Annotated in this window: 25 protein-coding genes; 6 read left to right on the top strand and 19 right to left on the bottom strand. The window is 37.2% G+C overall.

The window, feature by feature from the left end:
- Window positions 1-12 precede the first annotated feature (12 nt).
- The 11 genes from ACFTQ7_RS15880 to ACFTQ7_RS15830 form a co-directional block, all read right to left on the bottom strand.
- A complete protein-coding gene (locus ACFTQ7_RS15880; RefSeq protein ID WP_386829880.1) occupies window positions 13-1,041 on the bottom strand; it encodes a cytochrome d ubiquinol oxidase subunit II in 1,029 nt (342 codons plus the stop codon).
- Window positions 1,038-2,381: a cytochrome ubiquinol oxidase subunit I gene (locus ACFTQ7_RS15875; RefSeq protein WP_386829879.1), complete on the bottom strand. Its 1,344-nt coding sequence runs from the start codon at window positions 2,379-2,381 to the stop codon at window positions 1,038-1,040. The genes ACFTQ7_RS15880 and ACFTQ7_RS15875 overlap by 4 nt, the downstream gene beginning before the upstream one ends.
- A gap of 129 nt (window positions 2,382-2,510) precedes the next feature.
- Complete coding sequence (locus tag ACFTQ7_RS15870) at window positions 2,511-3,287, bottom strand: sulfite exporter TauE/SafE family protein (RefSeq protein WP_386829878.1); 777 nt, start codon at window positions 3,285-3,287, stop codon at window positions 2,511-2,513.
- Between the two features lie 384 nt (window positions 3,288-3,671).
- Window positions 3,672-4,304, bottom strand: a complete 633-nt coding sequence (locus ACFTQ7_RS15865; RefSeq protein WP_197140389.1) for a response regulator — start codon at window positions 4,302-4,304, stop codon at window positions 3,672-3,674.
- Entirely contained in the window at window positions 4,301-5,332 is a 1,032-nt protein-coding gene (locus ACFTQ7_RS15860) for a PAS domain-containing sensor histidine kinase (RefSeq protein ID WP_386829877.1), read from the bottom strand. Before ACFTQ7_RS15860 ends, ACFTQ7_RS15865 begins: the two co-directional genes overlap by 4 nt.
- Window positions 5,333-5,622: 290 nt before the next feature.
- The gene (locus tag ACFTQ7_RS15855; protein ID WP_386829876.1) at window positions 5,623-5,961 is read right to left on the bottom strand and encodes a rhodanese-like domain-containing protein; all 339 of its coding nucleotides are present in this window, start codon (window positions 5,959-5,961) and stop codon (window positions 5,623-5,625) included.
- A gap of 142 nt (window positions 5,962-6,103) precedes the next feature.
- Window positions 6,104-7,510 (bottom strand): MBL fold metallo-hydrolase, encoded by a 1,407-nt coding sequence (locus ACFTQ7_RS15850; RefSeq protein ID WP_386829875.1) that lies wholly within the window; start codon window positions 7,508-7,510, stop codon window positions 6,104-6,106.
- Window positions 7,511-7,529: 19 nt separating this feature from the next.
- On the bottom strand, window positions 7,530-8,093 hold the full coding sequence (locus tag ACFTQ7_RS15845; protein WP_386829874.1) for a helical membrane plugin domain-containing protein: 564 nt from the start codon (window positions 8,091-8,093) through the stop codon (window positions 7,530-7,532).
- A gap of 25 nt (window positions 8,094-8,118) precedes the next feature.
- Entirely contained in the window at window positions 8,119-9,312 is a 1,194-nt protein-coding gene (locus ACFTQ7_RS15840) for an NAD(P)/FAD-dependent oxidoreductase (RefSeq protein WP_386829873.1), read from the bottom strand.
- A 745-nt stretch (window positions 9,313-10,057) separates the two neighbouring features.
- A complete protein-coding gene (locus ACFTQ7_RS15835; protein ID WP_386829872.1) occupies window positions 10,058-11,701 on the bottom strand; it encodes a sensor histidine kinase in 1,644 nt (547 codons plus the stop codon).
- On the bottom strand, window positions 11,698-12,399 hold the full coding sequence (locus tag ACFTQ7_RS15830) for a response regulator transcription factor (RefSeq protein WP_386829871.1): 702 nt from the start codon (window positions 12,397-12,399) through the stop codon (window positions 11,698-11,700). Before ACFTQ7_RS15830 ends, ACFTQ7_RS15835 begins: the two co-directional genes overlap by 4 nt.
- Window positions 12,400-12,502: 103 nt before the next feature.
- Here ACFTQ7_RS15830 and ACFTQ7_RS15825 point away from each other — a divergent pair, with 103 nt between their 5' ends.
- From ACFTQ7_RS15825 to ACFTQ7_RS15815, 3 genes are all read left to right on the top strand, one after another.
- Window positions 12,503-13,675, top strand: coding sequence for a DUF418 domain-containing protein (locus ACFTQ7_RS15825; protein ID WP_386829870.1), 1,173 nt, complete (start codon window positions 12,503-12,505; stop codon window positions 13,673-13,675).
- 271 nt (window positions 13,676-13,946) lie between these two features.
- Window positions 13,947-14,501, top strand: a complete 555-nt coding sequence (locus ACFTQ7_RS15820) for an SLOG family protein (RefSeq protein WP_386829869.1) — start codon at window positions 13,947-13,949, stop codon at window positions 14,499-14,501.
- Window positions 14,502-14,822: 321 nt separating this feature from the next.
- Window positions 14,823-15,137 carry a hypothetical protein gene (locus tag ACFTQ7_RS15815; RefSeq protein ID WP_386829868.1) on the top strand — a complete coding sequence of 105 codons (315 nt, stop codon included), beginning with the start codon at window positions 14,823-14,825 and terminating at the stop codon, window positions 15,135-15,137.
- A 144-nt stretch (window positions 15,138-15,281) separates the two neighbouring features.
- On the opposite strand, the gene ACFTQ7_RS15810 is transcribed toward ACFTQ7_RS15815, so the two are convergent.
- The 3 genes from ACFTQ7_RS15810 to ACFTQ7_RS15800 all read right to left on the bottom strand — a co-directional run bounded on the left by ACFTQ7_RS15810 (window position 15,282) and on the right by ACFTQ7_RS15800 (window position 19,105).
- Window positions 15,282-16,610: an L-cystine transporter gene (locus ACFTQ7_RS15810; RefSeq protein WP_349661637.1), complete on the bottom strand. Its 1,329-nt coding sequence runs from the start codon at window positions 16,608-16,610 to the stop codon at window positions 15,282-15,284.
- 676 nt (window positions 16,611-17,286) lie between these two features.
- A complete protein-coding gene (locus ACFTQ7_RS15805; protein ID WP_386829867.1) occupies window positions 17,287-18,246 on the bottom strand; it encodes a GGDEF domain-containing protein in 960 nt (319 codons plus the stop codon).
- Window positions 18,206-19,105, bottom strand: coding sequence for an EAL domain-containing protein (locus tag ACFTQ7_RS15800; protein ID WP_386829866.1), 900 nt, complete (start codon window positions 19,103-19,105; stop codon window positions 18,206-18,208). The genes ACFTQ7_RS15805 and ACFTQ7_RS15800 overlap by 41 nt, the downstream gene beginning before the upstream one ends.
- 339 nt (window positions 19,106-19,444) lie before the next feature.
- Here ACFTQ7_RS15800 and ACFTQ7_RS15795 point away from each other — a divergent pair, with 339 nt between their 5' ends.
- A complete protein-coding gene (locus ACFTQ7_RS15795) occupies window positions 19,445-20,605 on the top strand; it encodes a PucR family transcriptional regulator ligand-binding domain-containing protein (protein WP_386829865.1) in 1,161 nt (386 codons plus the stop codon).
- Window positions 20,606-20,707: 102 nt separating this feature from the next.
- A complete protein-coding gene (locus tag ACFTQ7_RS15790) occupies window positions 20,708-21,589 on the top strand; it encodes a DMT family transporter (RefSeq protein ID WP_386829864.1) in 882 nt (293 codons plus the stop codon).
- A gap of 43 nt (window positions 21,590-21,632) precedes the next feature.
- Here ACFTQ7_RS15790 and ACFTQ7_RS15785 read toward each other — a convergent pair whose 3' ends face one another.
- The 3 genes from ACFTQ7_RS15785 to ACFTQ7_RS15775 all read right to left on the bottom strand — a co-directional run bounded on the left by ACFTQ7_RS15785 (window position 21,633) and on the right by ACFTQ7_RS15775 (window position 23,669).
- Complete coding sequence (locus tag ACFTQ7_RS15785) at window positions 21,633-22,202, bottom strand: YitT family protein (protein ID WP_349661618.1); 570 nt, start codon at window positions 22,200-22,202, stop codon at window positions 21,633-21,635.
- Between the two features lie 477 nt (window positions 22,203-22,679).
- Window positions 22,680-23,201, bottom strand: a complete 522-nt coding sequence (locus ACFTQ7_RS15780) for a DUF2179 domain-containing protein (protein WP_349661619.1) — start codon at window positions 23,199-23,201, stop codon at window positions 22,680-22,682.
- A gap of 309 nt (window positions 23,202-23,510) precedes the next feature.
- Complete coding sequence (locus tag ACFTQ7_RS15775; protein ID WP_170939023.1) at window positions 23,511-23,669, bottom strand: hypothetical protein; 159 nt, start codon at window positions 23,667-23,669, stop codon at window positions 23,511-23,513.
- Between the two features lie 598 nt (window positions 23,670-24,267).
- On the opposite strand from ACFTQ7_RS15775, the gene ACFTQ7_RS15770 reads away from it, so the two are divergent.
- A complete protein-coding gene (locus tag ACFTQ7_RS15770) occupies window positions 24,268-24,621 on the top strand; it encodes a hypothetical protein (protein ID WP_386829863.1) in 354 nt (117 codons plus the stop codon).
- A gap of 152 nt (window positions 24,622-24,773) precedes the next feature.
- On the opposite strand, the gene ACFTQ7_RS15765 is transcribed toward ACFTQ7_RS15770, so the two are convergent.
- Window positions 24,774-26,072 (bottom strand): nucleobase:cation symporter-2 family protein, encoded by a 1,299-nt coding sequence (locus tag ACFTQ7_RS15765; RefSeq protein WP_349661623.1) that lies wholly within the window; start codon window positions 26,070-26,072, stop codon window positions 24,774-24,776.
- Complete coding sequence (locus tag ACFTQ7_RS15760) at window positions 26,072-26,656, bottom strand: xanthine phosphoribosyltransferase (RefSeq protein ID WP_079562994.1); 585 nt, start codon at window positions 26,654-26,656, stop codon at window positions 26,072-26,074. Before ACFTQ7_RS15760 ends, ACFTQ7_RS15765 begins: the two co-directional genes overlap by 1 nt.
- Window positions 26,657-26,793: the final 137 nt, after the last annotated feature.

Here is a 26,793-nt window from a genome sequence, read left to right as displayed (position 1 = left end):
TATAATTCCCCCCTACGCATGGTGATCATGTTTACCGCAAGCATAATCACGATCAAACACAAACCATTTCATTACTAAATATAGTGAAGGGATGAGTAGAACTAATCCTCCAACAAACGCTATCACTAATGCAATCGCCATTGTTTCATTTGTAAAGCTATCATAGACCGACAAATACGGATACAGTAAATATGGATAATGCGAAATACCATAGCCGAAAAATGCAAAGCCAAACTGGGCAACCATTAAAAAGACGGCTATGCCATAGTTTTTCTTTTTAAATAAAAGAATTAGTGTTAAAAGAAATAGCACACCTGAAATAGCGAAAAGCCACCACAGATTTAACATATTTTCATAATGCTCAGGCACATGTCCCTTTAACTCCACCATAATCCCTATTACACTTATCACGAGCGGTAAAGACCAACCGAGAGCATATTTTCTCATTAAATTAGAGGCATGTTCATCCTGCGCTCTTTTCCCATACCATGTTAAGAAAACAGCCGAAATATACAAAACTGCCACTATACTTAATAGCACAATAGACCAAGTTAACGGATTCGTGAAAAGTTTAGCAATTTGTAAACGCGGTTCTTCATTGACAATTTTCACGAACCCTCCCTCAGATATCGTTAACACAATAGAAAGGGATGCAGGTATAAATAAACCAGTAATTCCGTACATCATTGTATAACCAATATGTCCACCTTTTTCGCTGTAGGATTCAAATGCATAATAACTCCCTCTAATTGCTATTAATATTAATGAGATACTGACTGGCACTAGCAAAATTGTGCCGTAATAATAAGCTGTTTGAGGAAAGAAACCTACCATTCCAACAAAGAAAAATACAAGGAAGACATTTGTAATTTCCCACACCGGGGATAAATAGCGCTTAATAACATTAGCTAGTATTTGGTCTTTACCAATCAAGACACTATACGCATTAAAGAAGCCCGCTCCAAAGTCTATGGACGCAACAATGACATAGCCAAATAGAAATAACCATAGTACTGAAATCCCTACTATTTCTAAGCTCATTGCCCCGCACATCCTTCCACTTGCTGATGTTCTTCAATTTCACGTTCAATCGGATTGTTACGGAACATACGGATAAGTACAACGATACTTCCTACCGCTAATACAATGTACAGCCCCGCAAATAGTATTAGCATCGTATCGACTTGGCCACTTGTTGTAGCACCTTCCGCCGTTTTCATATAACCACGCAGTATCCAAGGTTGACGCCCTACTTCCGCAAACCACCAGCCTGCCTCAACAGCAATAAGCGATAGCGGACCCCCTGCCACTACTATTCTCTTAAAACTTTTTGAAGAAATAAACTTCCATCCTCGCCACTTACCTAGCACATAAATAGCTGCAACGACAATTAGTAAAGTTCCGATCACTACCATGATGTCAAACAAATAATGGATATAGAGTGGCGGCTGTTCGTCCTCAGGAAATTGATCTAAACCTTTTACTTCTGCAAAAGGATTATTATGCGCCAATACACTCAATGCATACGGTACTTTGATGGCATATTTCACCTCTTCCCCATCTAACACTCCAAATAGCACAAGCGAAGCATCTTCTTTTGTTTTAAAATGCCATTCAGCAGCAGCTAATTTTTCTGGTTGATATTCAGCTAAATACTTCCCGGAAAAATCACCTACAATCAGTGCTGCTAGCGAAAATACTAGTCCAAGTTTCAATAAAAGATGTAATGCTTTTTTGTGATACACATGCTTCGATCCTCGCAGCATACGATAAGCTGCAATAGAAGCTAATAAAAATGCAGACGTCATATAAGACGTTACTAATACATGCGCTACCTTCGTTGGCATTGCAGGATTTAGCATTGCTAGTACTGGTTGAATATTTACAAGCTCTCCATCTACAAGATCAAAGCCCTGCGGCGCATTCATAAATGCATTCACAATCGTAATAAAAACGGCCGACATAGAAGCACCAATAGCTACTGGGACCAATAATAATAGATGTCGCTTTGGATTTTTGAATCGATCCCATGTATATAAATAAAGCCCTAAGAATATAGCTTCAACAAAGAATGCGAATGTTTCCATAAACAATGGTAATGCGATTACCTGACCAGCCAACTCCATAAAGTTTGGCCATAATAGTGATAGCTGCAATCCTATCGCAGTACCAGTGACAACACCAATTGCCACAGTAATCACAAACCCTCTTGCCCATCTTCTCGCAAGTAATAAATAGTGTTCGTCATTATTTTTCAATCCAACCCATTGAGCAATCATGATCATTAAAGGTATACCGACGCCAATTGTTGCGTAAACGATATGGAATGACAATGTTAACTCTGTTAAGGCCCGACTCCACATTACAGCTGAATCATTCATTTCATTTCATCTCCTAGGTACCAAAAATTCTTCCAATAATTGAAAGAAACATTATCCCCGCTACTAAAAAACTTATAATTATTAGCTTTTTTTCATGTGATTTATAGACAACCACTTTTTGTTTTTTCATCATAATAGATCAACCCAAATTTTAATCGCTGTCGCCAAGATGAGTACGGCTAAAATACTTTGCAAAATTTTCGTATTCATTTTTTTACCTACTTTTGCCCCAAGAGGAGCCGCCAGTAAACTTGCCACTATCATAATACCTGCGGAATAGTACTCTACTTGTCCTGTCATTAACTTACCGATTGTTCCACCAATTGATGAGATAAACGTAATAGCTAAACTAGTAGCAATTGTCATGCGCGTTGGAATCCCGAGTACTACAAGCATAATCGGAACAAGCAAGAAACCACCTGCAGCACCAACGATCCCTGAGCCGATCCCAACAATAAATGCTAAAATTGCGGCTAACGGCTTGTTGAAGGTTACTTCCTTCATCGGCTTATCATCAATTTGTTTCCTAGGAATAAACATCATCACAGCTGCAATCAAGGCTAAAATCCCGTATACGACATTCACACCACTTTCAGATAAAAACTGTGATCCGTAGCTCCCGACAAAGCTACCAGCTAAAATGGCACCTCCCATATAAAGAATAAGGGGCTTATTAAGATAGCCACCCTTTCGATATGCCCAAACGCCTGCAATCGAAGCAAAAAACACTTGTACCGCACTAATACCTGAAACTTCATGTGCTGAAAATGCCACTAAGCCAAAAAGTGGTGGAATATATAGCAGCATTGGGTATTTAATGATTGAACCGCCTATTCCCAACATGCCGGACACAAAAGATCCAACGAATCCAATCAGGAAAATCACAATTATAAATGTTATATCCACTGTGCTTGCATCTCCTTTTATTTATGTGCCTTCAGTATAGTCCCGCTGTAATTCCAGACATATAGGGGTTTTCCACTATTAGCTTTACTCACTGTGACAATATTGAAAATTATTTTTAAAAAATAAAAAAAGATCACTCATCATTCGAGTGATCCCAACTTGCTGACAAAAATAAATATAAAATGATGTGTATCAATAAACAAAGGTTGATTTTTACTCCGAGTTGGCGCCTCCCGCGGACTTGGCTTCAATCTATCCCGCAGGAGTCACCACTTCAGCAGCTCCAAGAAAGCGCTAGTCGGAACGTAAATCCACCCCTCACGTTACCGAATGGACATATATCCCAATTCTCATATTGCATCAGATCCTAACCACAATACGCTGTTACATATAGTTATTTGCAAGTCCATACTGAATAAGCTCAGCTTTATTACTTAAATCGAGTTTTTGCATAATATTTGATTTATGATTTTCAACCGTTTTACTACTGATATATAGTTGCCCAGCAATTTGGACATTCGTATATCCTAGAACTGTTAACCTCATTATTTCCTGCTCACGCACAGTTAAAATACATTGTTCTTCATGCCCTTTATGTTCAAACAATTTATTAAGCTGCTCCTGTGGAATACCCACGTTATAATATATACGGCCACTATACACAGCGCGGATAGCCTCATAGAGAACTCCACCTTGACTATTTTTTAAAATATAGCCATGAGCTTCAACAGCAATCGCTTTTTGAATATAAGCAACTTCATTGTGCATTGTTAACATAATAATTTTCACGTTAGGCATTTGCTTATGAATCTCTTGAGTAGCCGTAAACCCATCTAACCCATTCGGAATGGATACGTCCATTAAAATGACATCCGGGTTTAATGATATTGCCTGAGTGATTGCTTCCGCTCCATCACCCGCTTCACCTACGACCTGTACATCTTTATAATTTTCCAATAAAAGTACAATCCCTTTACGGATTAGCACATGATCATCTACTACTAAAACACGAATCATCTAAAGTCATCCTTCCAATTAGGTACTTGAATGCTAATTTTAGTACCTTTATTGTGAGCCGAATTAATATTAAAAGATCCCCCTAATAGTGTAATTCGCTCCTCCATATGCTTTAAACCAAGCCCTTCTTTTTTCACGTACTGCAAATCAAACCCTACGCCATTATCTTCTATATAGAGTGATAAATTTGTAGCTTTCTTTTCGAGGCGAATGACGACTGTAGAGGCCTTTGCATATTTAGTAATATTGTGTAAAGCCTCCTGCACGACGCGATAAATATTGATTTCTACAGATGGATGACACCGTTCTTCAAAATCTGTTTCTAACGATATAGCAATATTAGGATGTACCTTTTGCACTGAATCGACAAGGGTGCTTAATGTAGGTGTAATCCCTAACTGATCTATACTATGGGGGCGAAGCTGATAGGAGTACAATTTAATATCATTCATTACTTGCTCTAGCTCATTGCGTACTTCTTCGATATACGTATTTAGCTTTTCATTGTCTTTGACATAAGATTCAACCGCCTGCAATGCAACAGATATTGTATATAATGATTGGCCAACGCCATCATGTAATTCTTGCGCAAGCCTTTTATGTTCTTCCTCTTTTGCCTCAATCAGTTTTTTAATAATCAGCTTTGAAATCCGAGCCTCTTCTTCCTTTAACTGAAGGGTCTGATCGCGCAACACAAGAAGAAACGCTTGCTCGTTACTGTCGGTATACATCAGTGCCGTGCTCATTTCAACATCTATCTTACTACCATGATACGTCGGCATTTTCGATAAAAAATAAGGAACCTCATTATGCTCTATTAAATAACATGTATGTTCTTTTGGAGATTTTTGACGATTTTCGCAAAATGAACAAAAGGGCACTCGATCTCCTAATTCCCATCCCGATAACCGCTTCGCTGAGGGATTCATCATTAAAATTTCACGGTTTTGATTCATTATGATGATGCCATCTTGAATATATTGAAATATTTGCTGTAAATATTTATTTTTCAGCTGTTCTTTCTCCAATCTAAACACACTCCTAGATCAATTATACCTCGGCATAATTCCGTCCGGAATCGGCTTTGTGCTTAGGCCTGCACGAGGGCCGACACGATGTCGGTCATTTTGGTAATGCCACAGGACGTGGCGTTTTTAGACTGAGTTCCTATATTTCAGCGGATGTTTGGACACCCGCTGAAAAGTGACTTAAAACCACATTCATCCCACCTATAGAGGTGGGAAACTTAAGCTGAAAGAAGTTAAAAAAGGCATAAAGCCTCCCTTTAATTTTACTTGTTACTTCAGCATAATTGACCCTATACTTTTTCTTCTATTAAGCTATAACTCCTCACTTCATGCCCTGCTTTCCGAATGATACGAACACTCATATTTTTTTCTAGCTGTGTTGACGCAATGATATGAAGTGGTCTTTTTGGTAGTTCATGCATGTGACGTACTAAATAAGCAATTGGTAAATTTAATGCATTTGGTGTAGGTGATTTATAAGAGTCATTATAATCACGTACATCCACTATAGCCATTCCCACATTCAACTCTTGTAGTAAACACTCTTGTATTTGACGTACTGGGATATGCCGTTTATAAATAATTCTACCAATAATAAGAAGGAATATACTCAAACTTACAATAATCATTTTTTAACCCCTTTTACCGAGAAAAAAGGTTGTCTAAATCCGTTTAGCATTCCATTGACGAATCTCATAACGCCTTACCAAACAAAGAAAAATAGCAGACTAGGATCACTAGTATGCTATTTTTCTTTTAGAACAACCTCATTTATTTAGTCACTACCTCTTGTTGCCAAGCCATATAGCCACCCGTTAAATTTACAATGTCGTGAATGCCGTTTGCTTTTAGCACACTTACAGCAATTGCAGAACGAGCACCACCTTGGCATTGAACAACAATTTTTTTATTAGTTTGCAATTCATCTAAACGTCTAGCTAGCGTACCAACCATAATATGTTGAGCATTTTCAATATGCCCTGCATCATATTCTGTTTGATTGCGCACATCAAGCACATGAACTTTTTCACTTTCAATGAACGACTTTGCTTCTAAAGGAGTTATATTTTCATAACTGTCTAGAGAAGTAGCCTCTTCCAATACTTTCGTCACTTCTCCATAACCAACAACATTGTCGATACCGATAGAACGTAATGCTATTAAAATATCATCTAGTTGGGAAGGATTAATTAATAAATATAACGGTTTTGTATAATCTACTAACCAACCAGCCCAATTGGTCAATGAATTATTGTAAGGGATATTTAGTGTACCTGCGATAAATCCTTGTGAGAAATCTTCCGCTGATCTAGTATCAATCACTTGCTTCCCATCCGCAAGAAGTTGAGTAATCTCTTCATAGTTTGACACTGCCTTTACTGGTGGTAAGTTCTTAAGTAGTTCTAGCCCTATTTTATTGACACGCTTCATAACAGCGAAATAATAAGGAGGTTCCGGCTGACCATCTAGTAATGCGTCAACAAATTTTTGTTCATCATCAAACTGCATAGCCCAGTTGAATTGCTTCTCATACCCAACTGTTGAAGATGGCACAGCGCCTAATGCTTTACCACAAGCGCTACCTGCTCCATGAGCTGGCCATATCTGCATATAATCTGGTAAAGCCTTAAAACGTTCTAATGATTTAAACATCGCTTTAGCACCAGATAGTGATGTACCCTGAATACCAGCAGCCTTTTCTAACAAGTCAGGGCGTCCAATATCACCTACAAAGACAAAGTCACCTGTAAAAATCCCAATCGGCTTATCTGCTACACCGCCACGATCCGTTAATAAGAAGGAGATACTTTCTGGCGTATGTCCTGGTGTGTGCATGACTTTAAAAATAAGATTACCTATAGAAAATTCATCACCATCTTTTAATAATTGATAAGGAATTCCTTCAAGATTTTGATACTTCCAATCAGCATCCCCTTCGTCGGAAATATACATCGTTGTTCCAACACGGTCTGCTAACTCACGAGACCCCGCTACAAAATCGGCATGGATATGTGTTTCTAACGCGCCAACAATTTGCATCTTTTCTTTTTCTGCTAATGCAAGATAGGGCTCAATATTACGCATCGGGTCAACAATGACCATTTCACCTTTCGCCTGACATCCCACAACATAAGAAGCGTGCGCTAATTTTTCATCGTAAAAATATCGTAATAACATGTGTAAAACTCCCCTTTACTCAGTTTTTTTCTTTTAAAATATCTAGTGCAGATTGAACATAATTAAGTGTTTTTTGAACAGAAGGATCTTTCGTCCATTTAATAATTGAAAAAACATTGATATGTTGAGGCTTCTCTTCTGCTCTTTGCTGTACCATTCTGAAGAAATCCATACCCGTCTTACCTTTTTCGACGTAGGAATCGGTATAGCTCTTTAAGTTATTCATTGTATATTCTGTCGTTTGTTTATCCTGAAGTACCGCTGCACCAAAATCAATGATGTTTTCTAACTGATGAATGATTTGAACAAGCTTTGGCAACTTCTCCATCAGCTGAACAATAGCTGTTATCGTTTCTGAGCCTACATTATAAGTAGAGACAAATTGCTCGTATCTATCTATCGTCTTGTCATCAGTTAGTACTGCTTTTCCAAAACCCACAACATTTTCTGCTGATTCTATCGTTTGCTCTACATTCGGTAATTTTTCCAATAAGCGCTGTAAAGAGTCTCGAACTTCTGGCTTCTCAAGCGTTTCGATTATTTGATATAATTCCTTGCTCATACTTACCGTAGCATTAGCCATGCTTGTCGCCTCCCTTCATTCGTAATTACATAGTGCCTTTCAACATCCCATCCCAGTACATAACAGGTAGTAAATCCTTTTTCATGAAATACATACTGGATCTTTCCACCGCCTGATTGAAGGGCATAGATTCAACAGGTTCTTTATTGTAATCAAACTCCGCTAATATCAGTTTGTTGTAGCCTGTTACAATTGGGCAAGAAGAGTAGCCGTCATACGTTTGCGTCATTAGCTGTTGTCTCATTAAAGCAATAAGATTTTGTGCAACGACAGGAGCTTGCTTGCGTATAGCTGCACCCGTTTTGGATGTTGGTAGATTAGCGTTATCGCCTATTCCAAACACATTGCTATACTTTTTATGTTGCAAAGTAAACTTGTCGACATCTACCCAGCCACATTCGTCCGCTAAAGCACTCGTCCGTATAAATTCGGGTGAACACATATAAGGTGTCACGTGAATCATGTCGTATTTAATTTCTTCTAATGTGCCTGTATTTAAATTTTCAAAAATAGCTATTTTTTCTTCAGTCTTAATTTCAATTAAATTACGACGGAATCGAGCATCAATATTTTTCCGTTCTATTACCTTTTCAAGTGCTTCACGATATTTCAAAACATCGAAAATCGCTGGATTGGCCGAACCAAAAATAACGTTAATATTGTCACGAACATTGACTCTATTAAAATGGTCTTCTGCTAAATGCATAATTTTTTGTGGAGCACCGCCACATTTTACCGGAGAGTTTGGATGTGTAAATAACGCTGTCCCTTCTTTAAAATTACGAATCGTTTCCCACGTATAATCCACATGCTTAAAAGAATAATTACTACATACACTTTTAGTCCCCAATGCCTCTTTCAGCCCTTTAATAGCACCCCAGTTAATTTCTATCCCACCAGCAACTACTAAAAAATCATACGTGTATGTTGTACCGCCTAGTGTTATTACCTGGTTTTGACTGGGGTCAAAACTACTAACAGCCTCTTTTAACCAAACAGCTCCTTCAGGGATAACAGAAAGCATCTCACGTTCAGAGTCCCACTTATTTGCTGCACCCCCTCCCACCAATGTCCAGAGTGGTTGATAATAATGTTTTTCTGCAGGATCTATGATGGCAATCTCCCCTTGAAGTGAATGAGATTGACGAAGTAAGCGTGCCGCTACTGAAATACCAGCAGTTCCTCCTCCAACGATGACTACTTTAAAAGAAGTCTTCATGTGTGCATCCTCCTTATCATGCTGTCTTTCGTATACAACTTTTACACCTTAATAATAGTTTTAAGAGAGGGCCGTTCATATAGGGGTAATCCCCTAAAAAATTACACTCCAATGTTCAATATCACAAAAAGGGCAGTACAAGGTGAATGTTTCATCACTTGTACTGCCCTAAATAACAGTGCTTTACTTTATTTCTTCAATTAAAAACTAGCCATCTCCATAATGTGGAGTTGATTTCCGTTCCGACTGGGCGCTTTGTAGCTGCCGCTTCGCTTTCGCGCAGTTAAAACATTTGTAGCTGCCGCTTCGCTTTCGCACAGTTAAAACATTTGTAGCTGCCGCTTTGCTTTCGCACAGTTAAAACATTTGTAGCTGCCGCTTTGCTTTCGCACAGTTAAAACATTTGTTGCTGTCGCTACGCTTTCGCACAGTTAAAACATTTGTTGCTGTCGCTACAGAAAACATTTGTTGTTGCTGTCGCTTCGCTTCCGCGCAGAGCAGAGCTTCCTGGGGGGGACGTCCGATGAGCCGCTTGGGGCAACAGATGTTTTTTGCGCGAAAGCGTAGTGCTAACGTAGCGACAACGGCACGATGTTGGACACGAAGGCGTTATCACAGGATGTGATGGTTTTAGCCTTCGTTCCTTTATTGCTGATCCCCAAGGCGTCGCCCAGCCTCCACTCCAATCAACTTATATACTTGCACTCACTTTCACAACCGCCCCCAACTTTGAGGCCAAAAACTACTACTTACATTTAAACTTTAATATAAAAACTGTACCTTCCGCTCCTGATTGGACCCTAATGGTACCCCCATGTAAATCAATTAACTGCTTAGTAATAGCCAATCCTAGACCTGTACCCGTTGTATCGTCTGTAGTATTTGTACCTCGATAATATCGCTCAAAGAGGTTATCAAGCTCCTCTTGAGGAATTCCCGGACCTTGGTCGGCAATTGTCAGCATAATTTCCTTGCCTATATTTTGCGCTTCTACGTTCACCTTTGTACCTTCAGGCGTATACTTTTTAGCATTGGTTATAAGATTATCCAAAATACGCTTTAATAAAAGCTCGTCCGCTTCAAGCATGACATCACCATAAACCTTTACAGACACTTGCTCATCTGCAAATTGAGGTAACCAGACAGCGAGTGGTATCAACACTTTTTCAAGCTGGATCGCTCTATTTTTTAATTGGTAGGTATATGTTAAGTCTCGTATAAGGGCATCCATGTACGTTGCCTTCTCCTGCATCGTAGTTGCAAAGACGCGCATTTCTTCCTTCGTCCACTCATAGTCCTCAGAAGCAAGCATTGTTGAATAACCATAAATAGAGCTTAACGGTGTCTTTAAGTCATGCGATAAGCCTGTTATCCATTCCTCACGTAATTGCTCCGCATGTTTAATCTGTCTTTCATTAGAGGAGAGGCGCTTTGATAAATTATTAATCGATTCATCAACTGGCTCAAATAATTTAAATTTCCTTTTTAACTTCCCTGTCTTCAGATGATGGATACTTTTATCTATTACTTTACTGTAGTCGAATTGAGCTAGTAGCTCGATTCGAGATATTACATAAACAAGCGGGCGAACAAATTGACGGGAAATACTAACCGATAAAAAAATAATTCCTATTAACAATATAATATGTCCGCCAAAGAAGATGGAGATAAATAAAAGCATCGCTTTATTAAAGGGCTCGTCAAACGGCTTATACGCTGGGTTGGGCATACGTACAACTAGTGTCGATCCATCCTCTAAAAAAGCATTTCGCGTAAGCTCTTTGTACTCAAAAATATCGTAGTTTTCTTCGAGCAGTTGAGGCTTATGAAGTTTTTTATAGCGCTCACCAATGACTTCTACACGATCCCACTGCTCATTATAGATTTCAACTGATACCTTCTTATCTTGTAAACGCTGGAGCAGTTCAGAAGGAATCTCTCCTTTATCCTTCCACTCCTGAACTACTTCCTCAAAAAACGGTTGGACAGGTAAAGCCGGGAGGAATAATAAATGGTATTTTGGAATCTCCCATGTGTGCATTCCCGGCCGTTTAAGAGCCATTATTTCGTTATCTGGCATTCCACATAGTTCACAAGTTTCTCCCGTGTAATCAACAATGTCCATCGATCGATTGAACAAATATAATTGCCCTAAGTTCTCCTCTGCTCGCTTCACTAAATAATCAGCAATCTTAATGGAATCCCCTTTTTCTACGACAGCATCATCTTTAATTTCAGAGGAAGACATTATATGAATATCGTCACCGACATGACGATTGATAAAGATTGCGAAAAACACCAAACTTATAATAAAGCCTGTAATGATTAGTAAATAAAAAATGATGAAATAAGACACAAAACGAAGCGTTAATCTTCTAGCTGGCTTCATGAATGAACATCTCCAACAAGCTTATAACCAATCCCCCTCACAGTAATAATGCAGGTTGGTTTACCAGGTTTCTTCTCTATTTTTTCACGGAGTTTTCGAATATGTACCATCACGGTATTGTCATCAAACAAACAGTCACCCCATACACGCTCGTAAATTTGCTCCTTCGATAATACTTGCCCCGCATTTTCACATAAGTATTTCAATAGATGAAATAACCTACCGCTAATAATTTCCTTTGTGCCATTTACAGTTACCTCTGCTGCATCGATATCGAATGTAAACCGACTACATGAAAATATATGACTTTCTGGCACATCTTTTTTCTTTACATATCTTGTCAGTTGCACCTTAACCCTCGCAACAAGCTCTAGCGGATTAAATGGCTTCGTAATATAATCGTCTGCGCCATTCATAAAACCACGAAGCTTATCTGCATCACTACCTTTTGCAGTTAAAAAGAATATAGGTGCTTCACTTTGCTCTCGAATCATATTCGCCATATCCAGTCCACTACCATCTGGAAGCATAATATCTAATAGATAAAAATCAAAAACCTTCGTTTCCATTTTCTTTTTTGCTTCTTGAACAGTGTCGCAGAGTGTAATGTTTAAAAAACCTTCTTTTCTTAATATAATTTCAATCATTTCTGCAATTGCCCGTTCGTCCTCTAATACTAAAATTGACACGTCTTGCATGCTATCACCTTCTTTTAAGAATACTTTAAGGTAGCCATCATTTCACCATAAGCTTTACCAACTACACTATGTATAAGATAACCAATTAAGGAGATAAAACGCAATGACAACTAAACGTGTTACCTTCATAGATACAATGCGTGGGTTTAGTTTATTCGGCATCTTAATGGCAAATTTGCTGATTTTCCAATTTGGCATGTATGGCAAAGATGAACTAAAAGACCTTTCCACTCTTGATAATGGAGCCCTGTATTTTGTAAAAATCTTTATAGAAGGTTCATTTATGCCGATCTTCACCATTTTATTTGGCTTCTCTCTTATTAAACTCATAGAGTCTATTCGTAGAAAAAAAGATAAGAGTCGATGGTCCATTTTACGCCGTGCAACTGGGTTAATAGCCTTAGGTTTACTACATTCAACCCTTTTATGGGACGGCGATATTCTATTTGCCTACGGCTTAATGATATTGTTTTTAATCCCATTCATTAATCGTAAACCAAAAACTTTATTTATTTGGGCTGGCATCTTCTTATTACTTATTACTAGCTTATCATTTGGTTCCGTAGAAGAAACTAAAAAAGAACAGAAAGAACTAGCAACCTATGTAGAGAAAGCCGACCATGTATACGCTAATGGAAGTTACTTAGATATTTATGATTTCCGTGCAAATACTCCACTCCCAGGCATGGATGATGCAGGCTTAGTCTTTTTCTTTTTACTTTTTATCGCACCAATGGTTACCGCTTCATTGACCCTTTTCGGCATGGGGCTCGCTAAAAAGCAAGCTTTTGTGAATATGGACGACGAAAAGAAATGGTATAAGCTTGGCGCTCTGCTTGTGCCAATAGGGCTAGCTTGTAAAAGTCTAAGTTTTATAGAAAGCAATTTTTCTGGCATGTTGATGACAGGTGGATCTGAATTATTAGCAGTTGGCTATGTCTGCCTTGCAGCTTTACTATATAAAACTCGCACTGTACAACGTCTCGCTCCCGCTTTTGAAAGTGTCGGTAAATTATCTTTAACCAATTATCTAATGCAAACCATCATTTGTACAACAGTATTTTATGGATATGGTCTAGGCTTATACGGAAAGTTAGGAGTTTTTGGCGGTATTTTATTTGGAATCGTCGTGTATAGCTTGCAATGTGTTTTCAGCCTTGCCTATTTCAAGAAATTTAAACGTGGACCATTCGAAACCATACTGCGTATATGGACGAATTGGTCTTGGAACGGACAGATAAAAACAAAACAGAAAGGAAGTACTTTACATGAATAGCGACTATAAAGAGGACTTTACTGATACATGGTGGTTTTTAGGAATCTGTACTGCTGTTGCTGTAGTTTTAACACTGTTTGCGTTTTAATATAGCAAGGCATTAAGTAATGCTGTTTTCTTTCCCCTTCACACGTTTTGATCAATCGGTCCTTCCGAGCTGTTAATAGATCAATTAACTATCAACTATACAACAACATATAGAAATTCGTTTTCAAATGCCTCCTACTGTATACTACGATTACACATACTATACAGCTTAGGGGGCGTTTTTTTGCTAGAGCGAATTATTATTACTGGCTATAGACCACATGAATTAGGCATCTTTAATGACAAGCATCCTGGCATTCCCATCATAAAAAAAGCACTCGAAAACCGTCTTCGTCTATTGATAGACGAAGGTTTAGAATGGGTCATTATTAGTGGTCAGCAAGGTGTCGAAACATGGGGTGCCGAGGTTGTTCTTATGTTAAAAAGGGAATTTCCTCATTTAAAATATTCTATTATCACTCCTTTTTTAGAGCAAGAGAAAAATTGGCAGGACCATAAAAAAGAAAAATATCAAGCATTAGTAGCGCAAGCAGACTTTGTGACGAGCGTTACGAAAAAGCCATACGAGGCGCCATGGCAATTTATCGAAAAAGATAAATTCATTATCCAAAATACAGATGGTCTGCTGCTAATTTATGACGAAGAAAACGAAGGCTCCCCGAAGTATATGAAACGTCTAGCAGAAAAATATATGGAGACACACGATTATTCACTTTTAATGATTACCGCTTATGATTTACAAGTAGTAGCAGAAGAAATACAGCAACAAGATTGGTAGGTAAAATATTGATATAATTTTCTGATAACTATATAATTGAACTATATTAGTCATAAACTTATGGATCATCACAATAGCGTGTGGTTGATTTCCGTTCCGACCGGGCGCTTTGTCGCTGCCGCTTTGCTTTCGCGCAGATAAAACATTTGTTGTTGCTGTCGCTTCGCTTTCGCACAGAGCAAAGCTTCCTGGGGGCGTCCGATAAGCCGCAAGGAGTCGCCCAGTCTCCACTCCAATCAACTTATATAAAAAATGGTATTCCTTTTTCACGCCTTCTTTTCTACCCTTCAGTGCTAATTTCTAAAAAGGAGCTGCTAACATTTGAGTAAAAAAATCGAAATGGTTCTTGAGTCGTCGCCGGTGAACGTTTCTCATGATACGTACCGCAGAGAATGCAAATATACACGTGGGATTCATATTGAAGCACAAGAATTTCAAGCAATTTTGGATGCAATGTGTCCCGATTCTCGCTTGTATTTTGATTTCCATAATCCACGCAAAGAGATTAAAAAGGGAACATATTTAAATGGACACTCTGGGTTAGCACGTAATATTTATAATTACTATAAAACAAATCACAACATTGAACTGACCGAGCTTATTAACGGTAAAGATTTTTATGTAAAAATCATATAAAGAGATGAATAGATTCCTTATCATTAAAGTGGGCTGTTACTTACATAACACCCCACTTTTTTCGGATATAAAAAGAGCTACTCTCAATTGAGAGTAGCTCTTTGTCTTCATTCAGCATATGTTTTCTGTAATGAAATTGACTTTTTATAAATCCGACACTTGAGCACCTAGTTCTTTATCATTGTACATTTCAGTGTCCAATTCTTTTGTAATACGTGCAGTTGTGACACCCGCAGTCATTGAACCACTTACATTAAGAGCAGTACGGCCCATGTCGATTAATGGTTCAACAGAAATTAATATACCTGCAAGTGCAATTGGTAAATCAAGTGCTGATAATACAAGAATGGCTGCGAATGTCGCACCACCACCGACACCAGCTACACCAAATGAGCTGACTGCTACTACTGCAATTACAGTAATGATAAACATTGGATCAAGTGGATTAATCCCAACTGTTGGTGCAATCATAATCGCTAGCATTGCAGGATAAACACCAGCACAGCCATTTTGACCAATAGATAAACCAAATGAGCCTGAGAAGTTCGCAATACCTTCTGGTACGCCAAGACGGCCTGTTTGTGTTTTAATGTTCATCGGTAAGGCACCTGCACTTGAACGTGAAGTGAAGGCAAACAATAATGTTTCTGCAGATTTTTTTAAATACGTAAATGGATTTAAACCACTTAAAGTAAGAATTAATAAGTGTACTAATAACACGATAAATAATGCTACATACGACGCAATAACAAACTTACCTAGATTATAAATTGCTCCGAAATCAGATGTTGCAACTGTACGCGCCATAATTGCTAAAATACCATATGGTGTTAAACGTAAGACAATTGTTACAACGCCCATTACTAGTGCATAGATTGCATCTAAGCCTTTTTTAATAGTCGCTGCTGTGTCTTCATCTTTACGTGCTACACGTAAGTAAGCAAAACCTAAAAACGCTGAAAAAATAACAACAGCGATTGTTGATGTAGAACGAGCACCTGTTAAATCTAAGAATGGGTTTGCTGGGAATAGCTCAATAATTTGTGTTGGTAAATCCGGTGCAGTTAATCCAGAAGTTTTCTCCTCTAAATATGCCCCACGCTCTTCCTCTGCAGCACCTTGCATAATATGAGAAGCATCTAAATCAAACACTGTTGCTGAAAAAATACCGACAGCAGCTGAAACAGCAGTTGTACCGATTAAAATGACTAAAATCAGAGCTGCCATTTTCCCGAAGTTTTTACCAACCTTCATTTTCGTAAAGGCTATTAAGATGGAAATAAAAATTAATGGCATTGCAACCATTTGTAGCAATTTAACGTAGCCAGTACCAATAATATTGTACCAACTTGTTGTTTTTGCTAAAACATCAGAATCAATACCATATATTAAATGCAATCCAAGACCAAGTACAATACCTAAGCCTAGCGCAGTAAATACACGATTTGAAAACTTAACGTGCTTTTTATTCATATAAAATAATATTCCAACGAACACGAGTAACACGGCAACGTTAAGAATAATTTGTAATGTAGACAATGGACAGCCTCCTAAGAAGTTTAATTATAATGTAAATCGAATTATATACCTATAATCCCTATAATTCAAGTATGTTTTATTAAGATTGATAATTTCCTATTATGCACGACTTTTCTCTTTTGATTATGCCCTAAAAATCGAATTTAATTATTTTAGTTAAACATAAACCTTTTTGAGCAATTAAGATAAGAAAATCGAATGAAAGAAGTTAAACAAAGGCTTCGTTGGATTTAAGGGAGATGTTATGAGGCATTCGGAGCAAATGTAAATGCTTCTATAAAATAAGGGATTCAAGCTATGATTACTGCTACAATTTCTTATTTCATTTTATATTTTAGTCAACAATGCCGAAGTTGGTGACAAAGTATATGCTGCTGTATGGCAGCCTGTGACGGATATTAACGTTACAGGTATGTTGTGTGTTCTTCGTTAGGTTTTTACAAGCATATCCCCTGAAATGCGATTGCACCTGAACTTGTGGAAGGCTTTACCGAAACAATGACAAACGTCAATCCATTTGGTAATCAGCAATCTTACTGCGGTGTTCAACTGATTCTGGCTGAAGTGCTTACTAGGAATGTTCTAAAGATAAAAAACCTACTGCGTGCATTTAATGAACGCAGTAGGTTTCCTTTGTATTGTCATTAATGAGGTAACAGCTTCCCGAAATATTTTTACATTGTTTTTTCACACGTGTCACTGCATCTGACAATTGGTCAACTGATTCAAATTGCTGATATTGATTAGTAATAACAGCAATGGATAGCGTAGTACAAGATAATGGCCCTAATTCACCAGCTCTATTTTGTACTTGTAAGTATGTTAAATCCTCTACATCATAAAAGCTTAAAATAGATGCATCAAACTCATCAATAATTCTTTGACAGATTACAGCAGCAGACTCATAATGTGGAAGAATCGCAACAAAATCATCTCCACCAATATGTCCTAAAAAATCTTCTGTTCCCACTATATTTCTTTTCAAAACATCTGTTAAATACAGTAAAATCTTGTCTCCTTTATTAAAACCGTACGTATCATTGTATGATTTAAAATGATCTAAATCAAAATATATTAAACTAAATTGTGGTAGCTGTAATGCTTCCTCTAGCTTTTCATCAATTAATTTATTGCCAGGAAGACTACTTAATGGATTTAAAAAGCTAGCAATAGCTACTTGTGTGTCTACGAGCTTTAGCAGTAGCTCCCGAATACTTACTACACCGTAATATAAGTCATCCCTTGTTACAATCACATCATCATATAAATCCTCTGGAGGTCTAGACATTGCTAATGTACTGACCTCCGTTATAGGTATGTTGCGATCTACAATTAAAGGATTTTCTTTAATAATCAGCTGATTATGCCGTCCTATAAATAAATTATAGCCATAGCGTGTACCAATCTTTTGATAGAAATGTGTACGCGTAATATGCCCAATTGGTTTGTCATCTCGAACAACAACAACACTACGTAATAACGGATTGCTTGTAAAAAGTAAATCCACATCTTTATTTTTCACAAATTCATCAATACAAGGAACGTTTTCTATGACTTCCCCTATCTTCATGGTCACCCATCCTTATTTTTCCTAAATGTATTTCCTTTGCGGGTTTCCCTATCGCATAACCTTGCGCGTAGTGGATTCCAATAGTATGTAAATAATGAAGCTCTTCCTGGCGTTCAATACCTTCTGCAATAATTTTCGTCTTCGCCTGCTCCGCGTATCTCATCAGCAAGGTAACAAGCTGCTGCTGCTCGCTGTTTTTATCAATAAATTGTATTAAAGAACGGTCTAGTTTAATAAATTCTGGCTTTAAGTAAATAAGCGTTTTCAAGCTATTATAGCCTGAGCCCACATCATCCACTGCAATTCGATATCCCTGTGATCGATAATGAGATAATACACGTTCAAACTCTACAAAATCTACCACTGCACTACGTTCAGTTAGCTCAAACACTACTTGCTGTGGTTTTATGCCAAGCTCCTTTAATAACTGCAAGGTTTCACCACTATGGTAGTTCTTATCTAGTAACACATTAGGATGTATATTTACGAATACTAAAAAATCTCTATCTATCCATTCTTCGTGCAGTCGTTCTTTGAAACGCTGTAATGAAAGATTACGACAAAAGCATTCAAATAAAAATACACAGTCCGTTTGCCCAACAAATTCATAAAACTGATCGACGCTATTAAACAATTTCGAAGGCTCCGGACGGTTTAGTGCCTCAAAACCGACTGTCTGCTTCGTCTGTAAATCAATGATAGGTTGAAAAAAAGTATGTAAATTCTTGTCTTGAATAATTTGCTTCAATGCTTTTAAACGTTTTATATAGAGAGTATTGTTTTGATGCTGCCCGTAGAAATATTTTAAATAAGAAAATAAATTACTCGTTTTTATGCTTTGTCTCACAACAGACTCCATTCTCGCACCTCTTAAATCGGTTATTAGGATCTATTGTACGCTTTCATTGTAAAAACACTGTGAATTTCATGTAAAAACAGATGTCTCTAGCACTAGATTTCCTTTTCAAAAGTTTGCGTCACCTTATAAAAATAAGCTTTTTTGATCATTTAATAGAGTTGTATAAATTTAGGGCGTAGAGAAGGCAGGTCGAGCAAAGGTTAGTGGTTTTATCAGCGATTCGCATCGCCCTATCAGCTATTTCACTGTACATTCATGATACTAATAGTATTTTACTGACAAGTACTTTTATAATAAGTAATAGAAGCTCAATCATAGGAAAGGTTGCTTGATATTGTAATGAACATAGAGAACTTTTTACAACTGCCTATTACAAAAGAATTTACAGTCGTTGCCGGTCGTAACGGTTTACATAAACCCGTTCAAAATGTTGAAATTCTAGACTTTGAATTTTCACCCGATATTCAAACGGTGAGAGAAGCGATTTTCACACCGAATAGTGTTGTGTTAAGCAGTTTATTATTCGCAAAGCACAAGCCAGAGTATTTACGGAATGCCGTGAAAAGCCTTATTGAGCTGGGGGCAAGTGCTTTAGCTTATAAACCTGTCATCTATGAGGATTTACCAGAAGAAGTGTTAGTCTATGCAGACGAACAAAATTTTCCGATCTTACGATTTGGTGGAGATGAATTTTTTGAAAAGATTATTTTAGAAACGATGGCCTATGCAAAAACACAGGATTATTCGTTCTTTTTAGATACGATTATGCGACGTCTCATGGAGGAAGAAGTAACTGATGAACAAATAAAGTCTATTTTACAGCAAATCAATAAGCCCTTCGACAAGTATGTATTTGTTGCTAACATTCAATCGCAAGAGCATGAAAATAGCCAATGGATGCACTCTCTTTTTCAATTAGACCCTCTATTGAAATTTGGTATGATTTGTACCTACAAAAAGAGTCTCTTTATTGTAATGACCCATTCATCACAGCAATTTCAATTTGAAAAACTTCTCAATGAATGGTTAACGATGTACACCATCTCGACGAATTCATTGACCTTTGGCTATAGTCGTTGTCACATAACACAATCAGAATTCTCTATTGCTGTTCGTGAAGCCTTTTATGCACGTATTATGGCTGAAATTGAATCGGCTTCTATATGTCATTATGAGAACCTCGCTTCCGATTGGTTATTAATTGAATTGCATCGTAAAGATGCTACATTTGCTATGGACTATGTAAATAGCTATCTTGGTCCCCTACTTGAGGAAAAGATTGATCCGGATTTAATGAAAACAGCAATCACCTATGTTGTAAAACAAGGAAATATTAAAGAAGTAGCCGTTGCTCATTTTTGCCATCCAAACACAATCCGTTATCGCATGTCTAAAATACGTCAGCTAGTAGCACCTTTAGAAAATGATTATGTTTTTTATGAGCGTATAGCTGCAGCCGTTAAATTGTACTTATTACACAGCAAAGTGAATGTCGAATGACAGCTTTGGAATAAGTACAAAAAAACGCCTGAATTTTTAGAATTAAAATCAAACTATTTTCTTCCATCTCATGCTATTCTATTGAAGTTAGGAGGGAGAATGATGAAACAATACATAGCTGACGGTATGCTATTAGTCACTGCAATCGTTTGGGGTAGCGGATTTGTAATAACGGCTATTGCATTGGAATATTTAACAGCCTATCAAGTAATGGCAGGTAGATTTTTATTAGCCTCGATTATACTGACAGTCTTATTTGGATCTAGATTAAAAAAAGCTTCTAAATCTGTTATCTGGAAAGGTATTTTATTAGGGACCATTTTGTATATTGCCTTCGCCCTTCAAACAGTAGGGCTCCAATATACAACACCATCTAAAAATGCATTTTTAACTGCTGTCAATGTCATTATTGTTCCAATAATTGCGTTTGCGGTTTACAAGCGTCGTATAGATGGCTATGAAATTATCGGTTCAATAATAGCTATTGTCGGTATCGGTTTTCTATCTCTACAAGGCTCACTAACAATGAATATCGGAGATGCGCTTTCCTTAGCTTGCGCTGTCGCCTTTGCCTTTGATATTTTCTGTACAAACCTATTTGTCCAAAAAGAAGATGCCATTACCCTTACGATTATTCAATTTCTCACAGCATCATTTTTAGGTGTTTTGGTCATTGTCGGTCTAGGCGATATCCCAACTACTCTTGAAAAAGAAGCCATTTATTCGATTATTTATTTAGCCATTTTTTCAACGACTCTTGCCTATCTTTTTCAAAATGTGGCGAATCAATATACGTCTGCTACAAAGGCAGCTATTATCCTATCTACAGAATCCTTCTTCGGCATGGTGCTATCCGTTATATTCTTACATGAGGTATTAACAAGCCGTATGGTCATAGGGGCTGTCATGATTTTACTCGCCATATTAATAGCAGAAGTAAAGCCTGCTCATCCGAAAAAACGAATGATGAAGAGCTCACGATAACGAATTTCAAAATAGTTTCAGTGCTACTGAAGCTATTTTTTTATTAAACACGACTAGTCATGATACTTGTAGTAATCCCTACGACTAAAATTGTAATAATGGAAAGCCATAATGTACTAGTAGATAAAAGCAGTCCCCCTACGACAATGACTATGGAATCGATTATAAAAATAAGGATTCCAACGTTAACCCCAGTCTTTTCACTTAAAAATTGTGCAATCAAATCTGTACCACCAGTGCTTGTCTGAAATCTAAGCATCAAACCAACACCAAAACCCATAAGTACCCCTCCAAAAATGGCGCTATAGAGGGCATCTACTTGAATAAAATTCCGAACAGATTTTAGCAAATCAATACTAAGAGAAGATGCTAATAATCCATGTATACTATTGTAAAAATACGCTCTATATTTATACCAAGAAATAATAAAAATAGGGATGCTAATTATGATAATCATTAAACCTATTTTAAGGTTATATAAATAATGTAAAATAAGCGCTATCCCTACAACACCCCCATCTAAAATTTGATAGGGCGTTAAGAATAGATTAATCCCTAATGATATCGCGACACTTCCTATAAGAATGACTAAGCCTTTCGTAAAAAAATACATACAACACCCCTTCGAGACTTGCATGTTTTTATAGTATGAAAGAATCGATTTGAACATGTTATTGTTCACGTCAGTCGGTGTAATCGTATTAATATTTTTTATCGAGCTCAGTCGCTAAATTCCTCTATAAATTGTGTGAATACAAAAAATGTATCGTCACCAAAACGTGTGGTTGATTTCCGTTCCGACTTGGCCTTTCCCACTGTCGCGAAGTTAAAACATTTGTTGCTGACGCTGCCGCTTTTTGCCGCTGACGCTTCGCTTTCGCGCAGAAAACATTTATTGTTGGTCACGAATGCGTTATCACAGGACGTGATGCATTTAGCCTTCGTTCCTCTATTGCTGATCCCAAGGAGTCGCCCAGTCGTAACGAAGATCAACTTATTTACATAATAGACGTTTTAACAAAGTCATCCACAACTTTTGGTGATGAACCAAAAAAGCCCTTCTGCATATACACAGAGAGCTTGGAAAAGACTATTTATTTTTTGCCTTCATTCGTTTCAGTAAAAATCCACCTTTAAATGATTTTGGCTCATAAGAAATAATAAAAGCATTTGGTTCATAATGCTCCACAATTTGGAACAATTCTGTCTCACGATTTCTCTTTGTTAATATTTCATATTTATAGCGATTACTATCTCTACCTTCACCAATATAAATCGTCACAGCAAAGCCTTCATTACGGAGAAAATTCACGAGCTCTTCGTTCTTACTTTGCGTATTGATTGTCGCATAGACATAGCCAATCGCCAGTTTCCGCTCAATTTTAGCACCTAGAAAAATACCTAAACCAAAACCAGCAGCATAAACAACCATCGCTAAAATACTTTGGTCTCCATTAAAGACAAGAGAAAGGCCGAATACATACACTAACATTTCCAGCATACCGAATATGGCAGCAAGGAACGTTATGTTCTTCACTAAAAATATTGTACGTAACGTTAAAAAAGGCACATAAACCAATTGAAGTAATACAATCAAAAATATACTTTGCATTTTGTAAGAGACCTTTCAAAAAGTAGTTTTATATCTATAAATGTATGTCGATATACCGAATTACATTCTAGTGATATGTTTCTATTTTATAGATTCCCTACTAATTAAAAACTAAACATCTAGTCTCATAAAAAATGCCACCTACTATAGAAGTAGATGACATCTTGTTTTTTATTGAAAACCTTTATGCTTTCCTATTCATCAGGTCTTCCTTATGCTTTGCCCAATCATGTTGAACAAAATGTTGCGGATAATCGCGTGACAGAACCAAAAGGACAACTCCGAAAAAGAAGTGCCTCATTTACATGACTAGCAATCCGAATTCATCGGTACTTTCTTCTTTATTAGTTCATCTATGTAATACTCTTTTAACCAAACTTCCAATTTCATTTTTTCTTCTGAAGACATATGTGACTCCATGGTTACTTGTAGTTCTTCAATAACTTCTTTAGCAGTTTTTAAATTCATTTATAACCATCCTTTCCATATGGTTCATATTATTCCACATCCATCTGTATTTCAACAACCAATTTTTACCACAGTTTTTTCGCCCCTGTACGTACAATAAGACACCACTATCTCCTTTTACCTTCTAAACCGCCATAATGGAAAACTATCTTTCTTATTTCTTCAAACGAAGATAACAAATAACTTTGTTCACTTTCAAATTCAAAATGCAGTTTATTTTCTTCACTAAAAAACTCTTGGAAATACCCTTCTATAGTAATCTGCCCCAATCGATTAGATCTGACCAGTTGAAAACCATAATTCTGCGTCTTTTACAAAATAGTTTCCACTTTTTATATCAATTTTCCCTTTAACTTCGTATCCACCCAAATAACTAGTTTCATTCGGAAATCAAAAAACCTCAATGATTTCTATCCGGATAAATCCTTGTTTGCCTCCTATTAAAAACGCATTTATTTCAATCCCCTTCTATTATACTGTATGTCATAAAAAGGCAGTTTAAAAGATAGTGCATTGACAAACGACATAAACAGTGTAAAATTACACTATATTAGTTAATTGAAATCAAATAAAATAGTTTAAGAGCGAGGTGCTTGGAATGTCATTCTACTTATTAATATGTATATTACCTTTTACCTTAGTAACACTGTTATATATAATTAATATTATTTTCTTATCAAAGAAAACGTTGAATAATATTAAAATGTGGAAAACCTCGATTCTAGTGGTCAATGTCATTGCGTTATGTTTAAGTATTTTAATTGTTTTACCATCGATTGTATTACTCACCATTTTTTCTTTAGGCACAGGTGATGAGTTAAATACAGAGGATGATTTTAATTTAGAGGCAGCGACGCTTATACTGTTGAGCATTTTTAGTTTTATATATTTCTTCGTTACAAATATTGTATTTACTGTTTTTACAGCTAAAAAGCAATTCCATCAGGGGTGACTTGTTCCATGAAGAAGTCTTGCTGTAGAAACAGCCTTGTTTCCGCATAAAAAAAATGTCACCTCCTTTCATCTACATCAATAGATAAAAGGAGGTGACAACGTTCTTTTCATCAAAATACGTAGGGTATTTAGATGAACGTTATTAAATTTTTAAACTTCCCCATGCATCGGGTCTTCTTTATGCTTTGGCCCAATCATGTTAAATAAAATATTAAGAATAATCGCTGTGACAGAACCACAGACGATACCGTTAGATGTTAGAAGAGAAACGCTTTCTGGCAGCGATTCGAAAATTCCCGGAACAACCGATACGCCGACACCTAGGCTGACTGCAATTGCAGCAATCATGGCGTTTTCCGCTGATTCATTCATAACAGGTACTAGCATGCCCATACCTTGCGTAATAACCATACCGAACATCGCAAGCATTGCCGCACCAAGTACTGGTGTTGGAATGATCGTTGTTAACGCTGCGATTTTTGGTAGGAAGCCAAGTGCTACTAGTAAACCACCTGTAATGTAAATGACTTTACGGTCTTTTACCCCCGACATACGTGTAAGTCCCACGTTTTGTGAGAACGTTGTATATGGGAAAGCGTTGAAAATACCGCCGATCACAGAAGCAAAACCTTCAGAACGATACCCACGTGCTAAATCTTTTGAATCTAATTTTTTCTTACAAATATCACTTAGTGCAAAATAAACCCCTGTTGATTCTACTAAAGAAACCATTCCTACAAGCGTCATTGTAATAATCGCAGATGCATTAAATGTTGGCATCCCGAAGTAAAATGGCTGAACCATGTGTAATACGTCAGCATCTGAAACTGGGCTAAAATCAACCATATCCATAAATACGCCTAGGATTGTCCCCGCAACTAATCCAACTAAAATGGAAATTGCACGAATGAAGCCCGTAGAAAAACGATAAACGACTAAAATAATGACTAATGTAATAAACGCTAAAGTTACATTCGAACCCGATGCAAAGTCTTCTGCACCTTGTCCACCTGCCATATTATTTAAAGCTACTGGTAATAAAGAGATACCGATAATCGACACGACCGAGCCTGTAACAACTGGCGGGAAGAACTTTACTAACTTACCAAAAAAGCCTGCAATAATCATGATGATTACACCTGATGCAATAATAGATCCATAAATATCAGTAATGCCTTGTTCAGGATTAGTACCAATTGCAATAATCGGACTAACCGCTGTAAATGTACAGCCTAGTACTACCGGCAAACCAATACCGATAAATTTACCTGAATACACTTGTAAAAGCGTTGCGACCCCACACATCATAATGTCAATCGCTACTAAATACGTCATTTGTGTTGAATCAAAGCCAATTGCCCCACCGATAATCAGTGGCACTAAAATGGCACCTGCATACATCGCAAGTAAATGTTGAATAGCTAGCGTCGTCGATTTAACGGTATTCATTACGCATTAGCCTCCGGAGCAAATGTTACTTTGCCATCCTCAAGAGAATCTACAATTGCTAATGATTCCACGCGAACCCCTTGCTGGCGTAATAATTTCCCACCGTCTTGGAAGCCTTTTTCAATAACAATGCCTACGCCCACAACATTTGCACCAGCTTGTGCTGCGATATCAAGCAAACCTTTAACAGCTTCGCCATTAGCTAAGAAATCGTCAACAATTAGAATGTTATCATCTTCATTTAAGAAACTACGTGATACTGAAATATCATTTGTTTCATTTTTTGTGAAAGAATGTACTTTTGAATTATAAAGATTATCAGATAGTGTTAATGATTTACGTTTACGTGCAAACACTACAGGAGCACCGATTTCAAGCCCTAGCATAACAGATGGTGCGATACCTGAAGATTCGATCGTTAATATTTTTGTAATCACTTGATCAGAGAATCGAGTGGCAAACTCATGACCAATTTCTTTCATAAGCATTGGGTCAATTTGGTGGTTTAAAAACGAGTCTACTTTTAATACAGATGAAGATAGAACTTTACCTTCTTGCACAATTTTGTCGTGTAATAACTTCATTTCCTTTATAGCCTTCTTTCTTATAGTAATAAATTTTTAAGAGCAAATAACCGAAAGCGCCGTGCTAACGCAGCGTCAGTAACATGATGCCGTTGTCACAAAGGCGTTATTATAGAAGAAATACTCATTCCAAATAA

Source organism: Lysinibacillus sp. NPDC056959, from assembly GCF_042674095.1.
Taxonomy (GTDB): domain Bacteria; phylum Bacillota; class Bacilli; order Bacillales_A; family Planococcaceae; genus Lysinibacillus; species Lysinibacillus zambalensis.
The sequence above is the reverse complement of the archived record's forward strand: the minus strand, read 5'-3'. Positions and strand labels throughout refer to the sequence as shown.

Excerpts from the sequence above, each read along its gene's own strand:
- ACFTQ7_RS15880 (WP_386829880.1), bottom strand. The coding sequence starts at position 1,041 with ATGAGCTTAGAAATAGTAGGGATTTCAGTACTATGGTTATTTCTATTT.
- ACFTQ7_RS15875 (WP_386829879.1), bottom strand. The coding sequence starts at position 2,381 with ATGAATGATTCAGCTGTAATGTGGAGTCGGGCCTTAACAGAGTTAACA.
- ACFTQ7_RS15865 (WP_197140389.1), bottom strand. The coding sequence starts at position 4,304 with ATGATTCGTGTTTTAGTAGTAGATGATCATGTGCTAATCCGTAAAGGG.
- ACFTQ7_RS15855 (WP_386829876.1), bottom strand. The coding sequence starts at position 5,961 with ATGATTATTGTAAGTTTGAGTATATTCCTTCTTATTATTGGTAGAATT.
- ACFTQ7_RS15850 (WP_386829875.1), bottom strand. The coding sequence starts at position 7,510 with ATGTTATTACGATATTTTTACGATGAAAAATTAGCGCACGCTTCTTAT.
- ACFTQ7_RS15845 (WP_386829874.1), bottom strand. The coding sequence starts at position 8,093 with ATGGCTAATGCTACGGTAAGTATGAGCAAGGAATTATATCAAATAATC.
- ACFTQ7_RS15840 (WP_386829873.1), bottom strand. The coding sequence starts at position 9,312 with ATGAAGACTTCTTTTAAAGTAGTCATCGTTGGAGGAGGAACTGCTGGT.
- ACFTQ7_RS15835 (WP_386829872.1), bottom strand. The coding sequence starts at position 11,701 with ATGAAGCCAGCTAGAAGATTAACGCTTCGTTTTGTGTCTTATTTCATC.
- ACFTQ7_RS15830 (WP_386829871.1), bottom strand. The coding sequence starts at position 12,399 with ATGCAAGACGTGTCAATTTTAGTATTAGAGGACGAACGGGCAATTGCA.
- ACFTQ7_RS15825 (WP_386829870.1), top strand. The coding sequence starts at position 12,503 with ATGACAACTAAACGTGTTACCTTCATAGATACAATGCGTGGGTTTAGT.
- ACFTQ7_RS15810 (WP_349661637.1), bottom strand. The coding sequence starts at position 16,610 with ATGAATAAAAAGCACGTTAAGTTTTCAAATCGTGTATTTACTGCGCTA.
- ACFTQ7_RS15805 (WP_386829867.1), bottom strand. The coding sequence starts at position 18,246 with ATGAAGATAGGGGAAGTCATAGAAAACGTTCCTTGTATTGATGAATTT.
- ACFTQ7_RS15800 (WP_386829866.1), bottom strand. The coding sequence starts at position 19,105 with ATGGAGTCTGTTGTGAGACAAAGCATAAAAACGAGTAATTTATTTTCT.
- ACFTQ7_RS15795 (WP_386829865.1), top strand. The coding sequence starts at position 19,445 with ATGAACATAGAGAACTTTTTACAACTGCCTATTACAAAAGAATTTACA.
- ACFTQ7_RS15790 (WP_386829864.1), top strand. The coding sequence starts at position 20,708 with ATGAAACAATACATAGCTGACGGTATGCTATTAGTCACTGCAATCGTT.
- ACFTQ7_RS15785 (WP_349661618.1), bottom strand. The coding sequence starts at position 22,202 with ATGTATTTTTTTACGAAAGGCTTAGTCATTCTTATAGGAAGTGTCGCG.
- ACFTQ7_RS15780 (WP_349661619.1), bottom strand. The coding sequence starts at position 23,201 with ATGCAAAGTATATTTTTGATTGTATTACTTCAATTGGTTTATGTGCCT.
- ACFTQ7_RS15775 (WP_170939023.1), bottom strand. The coding sequence starts at position 23,669 with ATGAATTTAAAAACTGCTAAAGAAGTTATTGAAGAACTACAAGTAACC.
- ACFTQ7_RS15770 (WP_386829863.1), top strand. The coding sequence starts at position 24,268 with ATGTCATTCTACTTATTAATATGTATATTACCTTTTACCTTAGTAACA.
- ACFTQ7_RS15765 (WP_349661623.1), bottom strand. The coding sequence starts at position 26,072 with ATGAATACCGTTAAATCGACGACGCTAGCTATTCAACATTTACTTGCG.
- ACFTQ7_RS15760 (WP_079562994.1), bottom strand. The coding sequence starts at position 26,656 with ATGAAGTTATTACACGACAAAATTGTGCAAGAAGGTAAAGTTCTATCT.